Source organism: Bacillus pumilus (assembly GCF_009937765.1).
Taxonomy (GTDB): Bacteria; Bacillota; Bacilli; order Bacillales; family Bacillaceae; genus Bacillus; species Bacillus pumilus_O.
On the sequence record NZ_CP047089.1, the window covers coordinates 1,797,799 to 1,811,174 of the forward strand.

Consider the following 13,376-nt stretch of genomic DNA (forward strand, 5'->3'; position numbering starts at 1 on the left):
ACCTACTCTAAAAGCTTTGCAGCAAAGATTTGACAATCAAATACCATCCATCGACTAAAACAAATAACAATATTTTGAAAGGGAGCGATATCATAACCGGAGGAAGCATCATCATCCCCATTGACATCAGGACACTTGCGACGACCATATCAATAATTAAAAATGGAATAAAGATCATGAAACCAATTTGAAATGCCGTCTTTAATTCTGAAATTGCAAATGCGGGTACCATCGCCGTTAACGGAATATCTTTTATCGATTCAGGTGTATCCATTTTTGCGTAACTAAGAAATAAAGCCAAATCCTTCTGTCTCGTATGTTTACTCATAAACTCTTTAATTGGCACTTCGGCTTTTTCATAAGCTTGATTGAGTGTAATGTCATCATTTAAAAGCGGCGTAAGTGCCTCTTTATTAATCTCTGAGAACGTGGGTGCCATGATAAAGAATGTGAGAAACAAAGCAAGCCCAACAAGTACTTGGTTTGGAGGCATTGAGTTGGTTGCAAGTGATGTTCTAACGAATGAAAGTACAATCACAATTCGTGTAAAACATGTCATTAAAATGAGAATGCCTGGTGCAACAGAAAATACGGTTAAAAGTAAAAGAAGACGGACAGACGTACTAATATTCCCTGCTCCGCTGGAATTAAATAAATCGATAAACTCATTCATTTTGTTTCGGGCCTTTCTTTCTGACTTCTGATTGGGTCTTTTTCAATTCGGCTAGCTGTGCCTTCAAATTGGCTGAAAAAGAAGAAGTGGTTGGCTGATCCTTTTTCTTTATCTGAGATGTGAATTTTTGAACGATTTTTGGTAAATCTGTTTTACTTTCCATCGCTTCTTCGTATTGTTGGACGATCGCTTCACATTCTTGTTCATCATCAATTTCTTTTAGCAGCTGGATCGAGTCCGCTACTCCGACAACTAATACTCGTTTGCCCACTTTGATAAGCTGGACTGAACGGTTTTGGCCTACCGTCGTTCCACCAATATTTTCAACATAGCGAAATGGTTTAAGTAAGCGGTTTTGCTTACCAACAAATCTCACCAATCCATATATAAGCAGGATGACAAAAAGTAAAGCACCAATCATTTTGACAAAATCCATAATGGAGACAGAAGAAGAGGGAACTTCTTCTGCCGGATTCGTTTGATTGTCAGTGGTTGTCTTTTCTGTATCCTTTTTGCTGCTTTTCTCTTCTTTGATCCAGTCATTCACTGTGCCATTTTCAGGATCTTTTGTTTCAGCAAACAGTGAGGCGGGTTGCATCGTCAAGAAAAGCATAAAACTGATCATTGCTATACATATCAAACGTTTTTTCAACAAGTCTTACACCCTTTTTTAGCCTAACGTTTTATTAATTGCTTCAAGTACGCGGTCTGCTTGGAACGGCTTCACGATAAAGTCTTTTGCACCTGCTTGGATTGCGTCAATAACCATTGACTGCTGCCCCATTGCAGAACACATGATGATTTTTGCAGAAGCGTCAATTTGTTTAATTTCTTTTAGTGCTGTGATCCCGTCCATTTCTGGCATTGTGATATCCATTGTGACAAGATCTGGAGACGTTTCTTTGTACTTTTCAACTGCTTGAGCACCGTTTTCTGCTTCTCCTACTACATCAAATCCGTTTTTTACAAGAATATCCTTTATCATCATTCTCATGAATGCTGCATCATCTACGATTAATACCTTAGTAGCCATTTACTTATTCTCTCCCTGTATGTTTGTTTATTTTAAATTAGAAAGTCTTTCTGACTGACTTAAAATATCAGTCACACGAACACCAAAGTTCTCATCAATGACAACGACTTCCCCTTTGGCGACGATTCGCTTGTTAACTAGAATGTCTACTGGCTCACCAGCAAGTTTGTCCAGTTCAATGATACTTCCTGCTGAAAGCTCAAGGACTTCTTTGACACTTCGCTGAGTTCTTCCAAGTTCCACCGTAATGGAAAGCGGAATATCCATCAGCATATCAAGATTTCCAAGCTGGCTTGTTGAATGCTGAGGCTCACTGAATGCTTCAAATTCAACTGGTGCCACATTTACAGGTGCTGCCGGTTTTGGCTTCGCCTGTCTTTTTGGCGGAGCTGCTTGCTGCGCTGGTGCAGATTGCGTTTGCGGAGCTGCTTGTTGAGGTTCAGGTGTACTCACTTGAGCTTCTTGAACCGGCTCTTCCTCTTGCGCAGGGTCTGTTAATTCTGCAATTAAATCTTTCGCAAATGTAATAGGATAAAGCTGCATGATATTTGAATCAATGAGTTCACCTATTTTTAATCTGAAGGATACTTTGACAAGCATTTCTGCAGCTGGGATCCGGTCTGTTCCTTCTCCTTCTTTCACATCAAGTAATTCGACGCGAGGCGGAGAAATATCAATCTTTTTATTAAAGACCGTCGACATGGATGTCGCAGCAGATCCCATCATTTGGTTCATCGCTTCTTGTACTGCACTTAAGTGAATTTCGCTTAAAGAAGGGTCAGCATTTGTCCCGTCTCCGCCCATCATTAAGTCCGCAATGACTGCTGCATCTGTTTGCTGGACGACAAGCAGGTTACTTGCGCTGAAGCCTTCCGTATAATTCACTTCAATCGCGACATACGGATGAGGAAATTCCTCATTCAGCATACTTTTTTGAATCACTGTAACAGTTGGGGTGGTAATCTCCACTTTTTGATTTAATAGGGTTGAAAGTGCTGTAGCAGAGCTGCCGAATGAAATATTCCCGATTTCTCCAATGGCATCTTGTTCCATTGCAGATAGGACTGTATCAGGCTCTATATCGTCATTGCTACCTCCTTTAAGGAGCGCATCGATTTCGTCTTGTGATAATTTACTTCCGTTATTCTCCATCTTCTTCACCTCTTATGTCGTGATCTAGAATTTGAATCGCCTGTTTCCGATTCACGCGGCCGGCCTGTCCCAAGAATTTCGGTTTATTTCCGACCATAACAGTAAGAGGCGCATTTACTGGTTTGTCCAAGGCAATACAGTCACCAATTTCCAAATTCAAAAACTCTTCCACCGTCATTTCCGATTCCCCTAGCTCTGCGACTACCGGTATTTTTGCCGTCATTATCCGTTTTTCAATGGCCTTTGTTTCTTGTTGTTTTGGTTCATTTCGTTCAGACTGCATCCAGTAATGTACAGACAGTTTCGGAATAATAGGCTCTAATACAACATGAGGAATACATAGGTTAATAACCCCGCTTACCTCACCTATTTGTGTATTAAGAGAAATGACGACAACTGTTTCGTTTGGTGACACCATTTGTACAAACTGGGGATTTACCTCGAAATCTGCCATTTCAGGCTCGATATCAGTTATGGACTGCCACGCTTCTCTATAATTTTCCAAAGCTCCCTCAAACATGTTTGAGATAATCTTTGTTTCGATCTCTGTAAGTGATTCTGTCTTATTATGACTAATGCCAATCCCGCCCATCAGCCTGTCCATCATGGCATAGCCGATTGTTGGGTTCACTTCAAGCATGATTCTTCCTTCAAGCGGACTGACATAAAATAAGTTTAATAATGTCATATTAGGAATCGAACGAATAAACTCTTCGTATGGTACTTGGTCAACCGAGCTGACAGTAATTTGAATATATGATCTTAGCTGAGCTGAAAAGTGTGTGGTGAGCAGTCTAGCGAAGTTATCGTGAATCCTTGTTAAACTTCGAATCTGGTCTTTCGAAAAGCGCAGTGCACGTTTAAAATCATACACCTTTACTTTTTTCGTCGTTTCTTCTTTTTTCAGCTCTTCAGCATCCATTTCGCCTGTAGATATGGCGGATAATAATGCATCGATCTCATTCTGGGAAAGCACTTCTCCTGACATTTCTTCACCTCCATCGTGTCAATTAATCGCCTCTATTGCAGATTAAAGGAGGTTATATATACTTCTTTCACCTTGCCATCTTGCAAATAGTTATTCACTTTGTTTTTGACTAGTGTTTTAAAATGTTCTCTGCCTTTTTTGCCATCAAGTTCATCTGCATTCGTGTCTGATAAAATGTCAATTACGGCGTCTTTCACTTGAAAACTTCTTTTCTCAAGCTCTTCTTTTGCTTTTTCAGAGTCTGTTTCAATATTCAATACAAGTTTGACCGCATTTCCTTCAGACTTTAAATTGGTGATAATCTCAGGAATTTCAACAGAAGCCTTTACGACTTCATCTGCTGTTGGCTCTTTTTCAGCTTTTGCTTCGTCTGAACCATTCAGCAGAAATATGATGCCTGCTCCTATTCCGCCGATGGCAATAATCATGATTAGCATTACTACGACTAATTTCTTCTTCATTCAAATTCCTCTATTCCTTGATTCAATGAAATGACTTGGATTTTTCTATAGAAAGAAATGATTTTCTCTTGAAGCTGATCTTCATTTTCTTTCACTACGAATTTCTTTCCATTGGCTAATGTAATGGTCGTGTCTGGAAAGCTTTCGATTTGCTCGATATGGAGAGCGTTCAGCATAAATCCTTTGCCATTCAATCTTGTTACTTCAATCATATTAAGCAGAGAAGCGATCATCCGCTCCCCCTACCTCCTATCGTTTCAGATTCACAAGCTCTTGCAGGATTTCATCAGATGTTGTGATCGTCTTTGCATTCGATTGGAATCCACGCTGCGCGATAATCATTTCGGTAAATTCGTCTGTTAAATCAACGTTTGACATTTCAAGTTTTCCGGTTTGGAGTTCACCTGTTCCTTGAGTTCCAGGAGCCATGGCATTACTTGGTGCACCAGAACTAAGTGTTTGGCGGTATAAGTTATCTCCAACTTTATCTAATCCTCCTGCATTACTGAAGGAGACAAGTGATACTTGTCCAACAGTACGAGAAACGTTGTTCTCAACAACAGAAACGGTCCCATCTGGCCCAACACTAACACTTGACACATTGTCTCGTGGGATATTAATTTTTTGCCCATCCATGCCAAGAAGATAGTTTCCATCAGATGTTACCAAATCCCCATTTGAATCAGGTCTAAAGTTTCCTGTTCTTGTAAATAGGATTTCACCTTGCTTTTGAATACGGAAAAATCCATCTCCATTAATATAGAAATCATATGGTTCGTCTGTATTTTGAGAAGAACCAGATTTCATGATTTTATCAATAGAAGATAAAGATGATCCTAAACCAATTTGTTTTGAGTTGATTGAACCAGAGTTATTCGTCGGTCCACCTGAGCTTGAAATTGTTTGGCTGACCATATCTTTAAAAGTGATACGGCTTTTTTTGTATCCATGTGTATTGACGTTGGCTACGTTGTTGGCTACAACATCTAATTTTGATTGGAAGTTTTTCATTCCACTAATTCCTGAGTAAAGTGAGCGTAACATTTATTTTCCTCCTCGAATTACTTCGTTTTTTCTCCAACTGCTGTAACATCCCAAGGGCTGATTTTCGTTCCATCTTCTAAATACAGGAAGTATTCATTGTTTATGTTTTTAACAGATTTCACAGTGCCTGATATATCTTTATCATCCAATTTGCCCGATACTTCTTTACCGATCCACCCTACATACGTCGTAAACGGATCTTGGTGAGCAACAAATGTAGACATGAGCTGATTCAGCTTGGTGATAGAATCGTTCATATTGGTTTGCTGTTCTAAGGATGAAAATGTCGCAAGCTGTGTGACAAACTCACGGTCATCTAGTGGGTTTGTTGGATCTTGGTTTTGAAGTTGCGTGAGCAATATTTTCAAGAATTGATCTTTGCCTAGCGTATCTGTTTTCTTTTCTGCTTTTGAAGAAGTGTCTGTTTGTGTGACTGTTCTATTCGTAGCATCAACTGTTGCCATTAGATTTCCTCCTCTTCTTCATCTGACCCAACAAGAGCATCCAGTACATCTTGGAATTCTGCTTCCTGTTCATCAGGATTCTGGAAATGATGCCCTTTTGACTGTTGCTGCTTGTTTTCTTCGTTAAATTGGCCAAATAACGACTGTTCATTTGATTGAAGCGGTATATGGAAACGGTCCACTTGAACCGACATATTCGGAAGCGCCTGTTTGAGCTGCGGCAGGTGATGCTCAAGCAGCTCTTTTGCTGCTTGTGTCGAAGCAGTAATCTTACTCGCATACATACCATTTTGCTTCGTCAGCTGAATCGTGATAAATCCGAGATTTTCTGGATTTAATCGAACTGTAAAGCGTCCGCTTGAGTTGCCAAATGGCGTGAATTTCATTTGCTTCCACGTATTTAGAATTTGCTGATCAACCGTTCCCGGCTTTTCATCAGTGGTTTGTGTCTGCTGAACAGGAGCTGCTGATTGCAGTTGAAAAAACTGCTTATGACCTGGCAAGAGCGTATGAGTGATCGTTTTTTCAGAAGCAGGTGCAGCAGTGCTTTGTCCTTTGACAACTTCCTTTTTGATGAGCCACTCAAGAGAAGCAGTCCCTTTAGCAGGAGTAGTAAGAGTAGATTCTTGTCTTGGAGAGACCAATTCTTTTAACTCTCCTAAAGCAATCTTTAACTCTTTGTCTGACCCTTTTGCATTTGCCATCATATGGTCGATTAACTGATTAAAGTGTTTCAGCTCACTTTGAGACATTGAATTCAGCTTTGGTGCTGAACCCTGCTGCGAGAAAAATTGCTCTTTTACTTGCTGAATCAGTTTCTCATCTACCCCATTTTTCGAAAGAAAGTGAATGAAATCTTGACCCTTTGCTTCAATATCTTGCACTATCTTTGCATCAAAGCTGAGCGGCTGTTGATTGAGCAGTTGGTATAAGAAAAAGTGGACTTGTATGAGCTGCTCACTATGTTCAGAAGCTGGCTTATCAGCTTGTTCACCGTAAATGGAGGATTCCATTTTTTGAAACAACTCTTCTAGTGACTCGAGATCAGATGAATCAAGCGTTTGACCTTGAAGTGTTTGAAGGGCGCTAAGAAGGTTTTCGTCGATTCCTTCTTCAGGTGATTGCATCCATTTTTCAATGATTTGCATTGCATCATTGATGGAAAGAGTAGCACCCGCTGTCTCGGCATTCACAAGACCGCTTTCGCTTTGCGCGCCTGCCCCGCTAAGTAATTGTTTAAACAATCCGCTTGCAGAGTTCACGCCGCTCCCCTTTGGTCCCGAGAGACCTTGAGATGATTGCTGTAAGGCTCCAATATCCAATAGCTTCACTTATTGTCCACCCCCATTTTCACTTTCTTTTTTAGCAAGCTCTTTCGTAAACGTAGCTGCCTTCTGAGGTGTTAGTTTTGCTAATATGTCTGTTAGTTTATTTTTGCTTAGCTCTTCAAGAATCTTCAATGCCTCTTTATCACTTAATTCTGATAAAATTTTGGCGGATTTCCCTGCATCCATACTTTCATAGATACTAGCAATCTTCCCTTTAGGTTTCTGGTTAGAGGCTGCTGCCCCATCAGAAGTTGTCCCTGACGCATTATTACTTGATGTATCGCTTGATGAGCTGTTGTTTGATGAACTGTCATTCGAAGACGTATTATTTGCATCATTTTCAGATGTTTTTTCAAGTGAACTGATTTTTTGATTCAGTCTTTTAATCTCTTCATCACTTGTTTTTAAGTCTTTTTGTGCAATTTCAAGTTCATTTTTTTGCTCTTTAATGGTCTTTTTCAGTTCGTTCACTTCTGCATCGCTTTGATTATTATGTGAAGATGACGTTTTTGACGTGTCATCTGAACCAACCAAACTGCTGACGCCCGGAATGTTTTGGAGCGGCTTCTTTAGATCAAAACCTGCCATATAAAGGATTGTGCCAGTCACTAACACAAGCACAATCAATGGGATGATGACAATAAACAAGATCCATTGAAATTTTCCGCCGCTTGATTCTTTCGTTTTTTCCTTCTTAGGCATTCATCTCGACTCCTAATGTCCTTGAAACATGAATTGGCTGATAGAGATATCATCCATTTCTTTCATTTCAATGGCCTTATGTTCAAGGGAAAACTTTTCATATTGCTTTTCTTTCATTTTTTCAAACTTTTTAAATTCAATGTTTTTTTCAGTTAAATCAGATTGTTTTTCATTCATTTGATGGCGCTTCATGATCACAAGCTGCTGATAATGCTGAATGGTGTTATCTAAATTGGTCACAAATTGCTGATAATGACGCATTTCTTGAACACTCATACCACTTCTCAGCTTTTCTTCTTTGCTTTTTTCCATTAATTCTTTTTTACTCATATTTTCATAGAGCTTTTCAGCGACTTGCTCAAATGCCGAAACGGATTGTTGGTACGCTGCGAGTGACTTGTCTTTTTCACTTTCTTTCAGTTCTAAGAGCTTTTGAAATTTGTACTGATATCTCACTGTTTTCGTCAATCCTCTCTATTCATCAAACCGAGCAATACATTCACACTGTCTTCAATAGATACAGCCTCTTCTACATCCTGCTTCAAAAATGAAATCAGATGAGGATAAGCCTGCATGGCATCATCAATGTCTTTCGAGGAGCCCTTTTTATATGCTCCAATGTTAATGAGGTCTTCAGCGTTTTGATAAGTGGATAAAAGCTGGCGGAACCGGTTGGCCGCCTCCTTGTGATCATGACTTGCGATATTGCTCATAACACGGCTGATACTTTTCAGAATATTGACAGCGGGAAATTGTCCTTTGTTGGCTAAAGCACGATCAAGTACAATGTGACCATCTAAGATTCCTCTAACTGTATCAGCGATTGGCTCATTCATATCGTCACCATCAACAAGCACTGTGTAAAACGCTGTGATGGAACCAAGCTGATTCGTTCCAGTTCGTTCAAGTAATTTTGGCAGTATAGCGAACACTGAAGGCGTATATCCTTTTGTCGTTGGCGGTTCACCAGTTGCAAGACCGATTTCCCTTTGTGCCATAGCGACCCGTGTAACAGAGTCCATCATGAACATGACATTTTTTCCTCTGTCTCTAAAATATTCTGCAATAGCTGTTGCTGTATAAGCAGCCTTCATTCTCGTTAGTGCAGGCTGGTCAGAAGTTGCAACGACAACAATCGATCGCTTTAGTCCCTCCGTACCTAAATCCTTTTCAATAAACTCACGAACTTCCCGGCCACGCTCTCCAACAAGGGCAATCACATTCAGATCTGCTTCTGTCTGCTTCGCAATCATCCCCATTAAGGTACTTTTACCAACACCACTTCCAGCAAAAATCCCAATCCTCTGACCAGTGCCGACTGTAAGCAGGCTGTCGATCACTCTGACACCAACGCCCATTTTTTCGCGAATAGGTGGCCTGTCCATCGGGTTTGGAGGTGACTGATCTGTCGAAACAGGTGCAAGTCCCTTTGGAAGCATACTGCCGTCCAGTGGTTCACCGAAGGCATCAACCACTTCGCCAATTAACCCCGTACCAACTTTGACCTTTAGCGACTCACCTGTTGCTTCAACTAGACTTCCTGGTGAAATGTTGGATGCTTCTACATAAGGCATGAGCAGAATATGTTCATCTCTAAAACCTACAACCTCTGCTTTTATCGGATCGTGCTTACGCCCCTTTTTATGAATGAGACACACGTCTCCGATAGAACTTTCCGGCCCCTTAGATTCAATCATCAGTCCAACAACTCGATTGACTTTACCAAATCGTTTATAAGGATCAGCGGTTTCAATCGTTTCTTTTAACACATCGATGTTCATTTGTGATCACCTGAATCAATGACTTCTAGTAGCTTTTCTTTCAACTGATTCATTTGGGTATCAACACTCGCTTCCACTTTTCCAAAGCTTGTTTCTACGTAACAAGTCCCTTTTGGCGCTTTTTCATCTGAGTAAATGGCAAGGTGTGTATCCTTTTGAAGGATTCTGATTAATTCGTCTTTATACTCCATCACATGATCGTAATGTTCAGGGTCCACATAGATGGAAATATCGTCATATTCTTTCACTTCAGAAATGACCTGCTTCACGAGAGCCAAAAATTGATCTTTCGTGTCATCAGCCGAGTACCAAACGCGTTTGGCGAGTTCGAAAGCCAGTTCCACAATTTTTTCTGCGGAGCTTTCAATTTTCTCTTCGTAATCCTGCTTGGCAAGACTGACAATGTCATTTGCTTGATCAAGAATTGATTGATACTGACTCATCGCATCTGCTTCACCCTTTTGGAAGCCATCTTGGTACCCAGCTTGTTTCGCTTCTTCAATGAGCTGCATTCTTTCTTCTTCAAAATCAGCGCGGCGCTGATTGATTTCAGCCATTGTTTTTTCAAGCTCATTATTTGCTTGTTCTACTATACGACTTGCTTGATCTTCAGCATCACTTAGTACAAGCTGCGATGCTTCTGTTTCATTGACAAGCTCTTCTTCATGATGTTCTTTTTTGAACTCCACTTGCTGCAAAGGAATCGTTTGCCGGCGTTGCTCAGGAATAACAGATGTTTCATGTTTGATAATCCTAGACAATGATATCGTCTCCTCCGCCTCGAGCTATGACAATTTCTCCAGCTTCCTCGAGTCGTCTTACGATGCTGACAATACGGGTTTGTGCTTCCTCGACATCTCTAAGCCGGACAGGTCCCATAAACTCCATTTCTTCTTTGAACGTTTCGACCATTCTCTGTGACATGTTGCGGAAGACAATTTCTTTGACCTCTTCGCTTGCCACTTTAAGTGCGAGCAATAAGTCATCATTTTCAACATCTCTGATCACGCGCTGAATCGCTCTGCTGTCAAGTGTGACAATATCTTCAAAGACAAACATACGTTTCTTAATTTCATCAGCAAGTTCAGGATCTTGAATTTCAAGAGTGTCTAAAATGGTCTTCTCGGTCGCACGGTCTACACCATTTAGTACTTCTACAACCGCTTCGACTCCGCCCGTTTGCGTATAGTCTTGCGTAAAGGTTGAAGAAAGCTTTTGCTCAAGAATGCGTTCCACTTCATTGATGATCTCTGGAGATGTGCGGTCCATTAAAGCAATACGTCTCGCAACCTCTGTTTGTACATCCTCGCCTAATTCAGATAATATCTGTCCTGCTTGGACTGGATCTAAGTAGGAAAGGATGAGCGCAATGGTTTGTGGATGCTCATGCTGGATAAAGTTTAAGATTTGTTCTGGGTCAGCCTTTCGAGCAAAATCAAACGGCTTCACTTGAAGCGAGGATGTTAATCGGTTTAAGATGCTGTCCGCTTTGTCCTCACCAAGTGCTTTTTCAAGTACTTGTCTTGCGTACATAAGACCGCCTTGTGATATGTAGTCCTGCGCGATGGCGATGCTGTGAAACTCTTCGATGATTTCATCTTTTTTAGCAGTATCTACACTTCGTACATTGGAAATTTCAAGTGTTAATTTTTCTATTTCGTCTTCAGACAGATGTTTGTATACAGATGCTGACACGTCTAGCCCTAAGGAAATCATTAGGATTGCTGCTTTTTGTCTGCCTGTTAGTCGATTTGGATCTTTTCTCGACATGTGTATTCCTCCTAATCCTCGGACAGCCAGCTGCGTAGCAATTTAGCAAAGTCTTCTGGTTTATCTTTTGCCATTTTCTCAAGCTGATTTTTCCTCACCATTTCCTCTGTTTCTGGTTCAGTGTCGATATCAGGAACATGGAGTGGTGTACGTTCATCAAACTCAAACTCTTCTTCCTCTTCTTTTCTGCGTCTACGCACAAGAAGAATAATAAGAGCGATAATTGCAAGTAGTAGCACACCGCCTACAATATAAACCCAGATTGGAATATTGTTTGATGGGTTTTCTGCTGCTGTTTGCTGTTTACCGTCTAATTTTGATACAGATAAAACAATTTTGTTATCTAAGTCTGCTTGAGTGAGCGCTTGACCATTTGTGTATTCTTTATCAATTGACGTGCTAATGATCGTTGAAAGAATCTTTTTAATATCATCTTGCCGTTCAGCTGTTAAAGAGTTCACATCGTTTGCCGTTGGTGGTTCGACCAATGCTTGAATGCCAACATCTCTAATTTTATAAGGGCTCTCTTTGATATCTTTATGAATGCGGTTGACTTCATAGTTGATACGATCTTCGCTCTTTTCGTAATTTCCGCTACCATTCGCTCCATCGGCGCCTTGATAGTTTGTGACATCATCATCGCCAGTTCCAGCGGTTCCACCAGCTGCTGCACCGTTTCCTGAATAAGTTTCAGCAATCTTTTCAGCACTGACAGCGATGCCTTGCATGTTTTCTTTATCAACTGGTTCTACAAGGTCTTCTTTTCTTTTCTCTTCAGTAAAATCAATGTCTGTTGTGACCGATACAGCGACTTTTTCTTGACCCATCATTGTTCCGAGCAGCTGTTGAATTTTTCTTTGAAGGTTCTTTTCAATTTCTTCTTTTTTCTGCTGCTGCGCATCCATTCCACTTGCATAGGAATCGGAACTGCTGTTTAAGTCGTAGTAGTTTGAATCTTGGTCCATAATGACAATGTTTTCTGTCTTTAAATTCGGTACACTTTTTGAAATAAGATGATAAAGGCCTTTTACTTGCTGCGGCGAGAGCGTGTACCCACGTTCAACTTGCAGCACAATAGATGCTGATGCATTACTTTGCTCTTCTCCAACAAAAACGGAATCTTTTGGCAAGTTAATCATAACTTTTGAATCTTTAATTCCATCAATCGTGTTGATCAGATTGGACAGTTCTGTCTGAGTTGCGTCTACTTTCAGAACATCAAATTCATTATCTGTTAAACCGAAGCCGGAATTGTTCGCAAAGAAGGAATAATCAATCTTCCCTGTCTTGGGAAGGCCTTGAGATGCGAGTGTTACTTTTAAAGAGTCTGCCTGCTTTTCTGGAACGAGAATCGTTGTTCCATTGTTTGCAAGTTCCGATTTAATTTTTTTGCCATCCAGTTCCTGTTTGATTTGCCCTGCTTCTGACTCAGACAAATCTTTAAACAACGGAACCATTTTTTCAGAAGAAGCAAAGATGCTAACAACCGTAATAATGATTGCTAGGGCAGCAACGCCACCAATCATAAGTATTTTTTGTAATTTTGATCGATTTCGCCAAAACTCAACTGTTTTTGTTCTTAATTGCATTAAAGTACGATTCATCTTAACCCCCGGTCATTCCATTCAGTCTTTTTTTGTCCGTCAGCACCTCCTACATCTGCATTCTCATAATCTCTTGGTACGCTTCGACCGCTTTATTTCGAAACTCCGTTGCAGCTGTGAGTGTCACACTCGCTTTTTGCGAGGCAATCATGACTTCATCGAGATTGACATCTTTTCCTTGTGCAAGTGCATTTGTATACTGGTCTGATTTTAGCTGTGATTGATTTAATGCCTCAATGGAATTCTTCAGCACATCAGAGAAATTCGTTTGACTTTTAGGTGCAGCCGCATGAACAGACGATGCATTAGTCAATTCACTTGCTTGCTGAGCAGCTTGAAGCTGGAAAGGAGATATTGCGTTAACCAATTCTTTTCA

17 protein-coding genes are annotated in these 13,376 nt (G+C 40.6%); all 17 read right to left on the reverse strand.

Annotated features, from left to right (window positions below):
* Positions 1-7: 7 nt before the first annotated feature.
* From fliP to fliE, 17 genes are read right to left on the reverse strand one after another with little or no spacing between them, the layout of a single operon-like run.
* The gene (fliP, locus tag GPS65_RS08680; RefSeq protein ID WP_007499580.1) at positions 8-673 is read right to left on the reverse strand and encodes a flagellar type III secretion system pore protein FliP; all 666 of its coding nucleotides are present in this window, start codon (positions 671-673) and stop codon (positions 8-10) included.
* Positions 666-1,325 (reverse strand): flagella biosynthesis regulatory protein FliZ, encoded by a 660-nt coding sequence (gene fliZ / locus GPS65_RS08685; protein ID WP_012009966.1) that lies wholly within the window; start codon positions 1,323-1,325, stop codon positions 666-668. The genes fliP and fliZ overlap by 8 nt, the downstream gene beginning before the upstream one ends.
* A gap of 18 nt (positions 1,326-1,343) precedes the next feature.
* The gene (locus tag GPS65_RS08690; protein ID WP_007499584.1) at positions 1,344-1,706 is read right to left on the reverse strand and encodes a chemotaxis protein CheY; all 363 of its coding nucleotides are present in this window, start codon (positions 1,704-1,706) and stop codon (positions 1,344-1,346) included.
* Positions 1,707-1,733: 27 nt separating this feature from the next.
* Positions 1,734-2,858, reverse strand: coding sequence for a flagellar motor switch phosphatase FliY (gene fliY, locus GPS65_RS08695; protein ID WP_012009965.1), 1,125 nt, complete (start codon positions 2,856-2,858; stop codon positions 1,734-1,736).
* Entirely contained in the window at positions 2,848-3,846 is a 999-nt protein-coding gene (gene fliM, locus GPS65_RS08700; protein WP_003212239.1) for a flagellar motor switch protein FliM, read from the reverse strand. Before fliM ends, fliY begins: the two co-directional genes overlap by 11 nt.
* Positions 3,847-3,878: 32 nt before the next feature.
* Positions 3,879-4,307, reverse strand: a complete 429-nt coding sequence (gene fliL / locus GPS65_RS08705) for a flagellar basal body-associated protein FliL (protein WP_012009964.1) — start codon at positions 4,305-4,307, stop codon at positions 3,879-3,881.
* The gene (gene swrD / locus GPS65_RS08710; protein WP_012009963.1) at positions 4,304-4,519 is read right to left on the reverse strand and encodes a swarming motility protein SwrD; all 216 of its coding nucleotides are present in this window, start codon (positions 4,517-4,519) and stop codon (positions 4,304-4,306) included. Before swrD ends, fliL begins: the two co-directional genes overlap by 4 nt.
* A 37-nt stretch (positions 4,520-4,556) precedes the next feature.
* On the reverse strand, positions 4,557-5,351 hold the full coding sequence (gene flgG, locus GPS65_RS08715; RefSeq protein ID WP_119124850.1) for a flagellar basal body rod protein FlgG: 795 nt from the start codon (positions 5,349-5,351) through the stop codon (positions 4,557-4,559).
* A 17-nt stretch (positions 5,352-5,368) separates the two neighbouring features.
* Positions 5,369-5,815, reverse strand: coding sequence for a flagellar hook assembly protein FlgD (flgD, locus tag GPS65_RS08720; protein ID WP_119124849.1), 447 nt, complete (start codon positions 5,813-5,815; stop codon positions 5,369-5,371).
* Entirely contained in the window at positions 5,815-7,146 is a 1,332-nt protein-coding gene (locus GPS65_RS08725; protein ID WP_088001453.1) for a flagellar hook-length control protein FliK, read from the reverse strand. Before GPS65_RS08725 ends, flgD begins: the two co-directional genes overlap by 1 nt.
* Positions 7,147-7,845: a MotE family protein gene (locus tag GPS65_RS08730; protein ID WP_119124848.1), complete on the reverse strand. Its 699-nt coding sequence runs from the start codon at positions 7,843-7,845 to the stop codon at positions 7,147-7,149.
* Positions 7,846-7,857: 12 nt separating this feature from the next.
* Positions 7,858-8,301: a flagellar export protein FliJ gene (gene fliJ, locus GPS65_RS08735; RefSeq protein ID WP_034620036.1), complete on the reverse strand. Its 444-nt coding sequence runs from the start codon at positions 8,299-8,301 to the stop codon at positions 7,858-7,860.
* Positions 8,302-8,309: 8 nt separating this feature from the next.
* A complete protein-coding gene (gene fliI / locus GPS65_RS08740; protein ID WP_012009957.1) occupies positions 8,310-9,626 on the reverse strand; it encodes a flagellar protein export ATPase FliI in 1,317 nt (438 codons plus the stop codon).
* Positions 9,623-10,387 carry a flagellar assembly protein FliH gene (fliH, locus tag GPS65_RS08745; protein WP_012009956.1) on the reverse strand — a complete coding sequence of 255 codons (765 nt, stop codon included), beginning with the start codon at positions 10,385-10,387 and terminating at the stop codon, positions 9,623-9,625. Before fliH ends, fliI begins: the two co-directional genes overlap by 4 nt.
* Positions 10,380-11,396 carry a flagellar motor switch protein FliG gene (fliG, locus tag GPS65_RS08750; RefSeq protein WP_012009955.1) on the reverse strand — a complete coding sequence of 339 codons (1,017 nt, stop codon included), beginning with the start codon at positions 11,394-11,396 and terminating at the stop codon, positions 10,380-10,382. The genes fliH and fliG overlap by 8 nt, the downstream gene beginning before the upstream one ends.
* A gap of 11 nt (positions 11,397-11,407) precedes the next feature.
* Positions 11,408-13,000: a flagellar basal-body MS-ring/collar protein FliF gene (fliF, locus tag GPS65_RS08755; RefSeq protein ID WP_012009954.1), complete on the reverse strand. Its 1,593-nt coding sequence runs from the start codon at positions 12,998-13,000 to the stop codon at positions 11,408-11,410.
* A 49-nt stretch (positions 13,001-13,049) separates the two neighbouring features.
* Entirely contained in the window at positions 13,050-13,367 is a 318-nt protein-coding gene (fliE, locus tag GPS65_RS08760; protein WP_003212183.1) for a flagellar hook-basal body complex protein FliE, read from the reverse strand.
* Between the last annotated feature and the right edge of the window lie 9 nt (positions 13,368-13,376).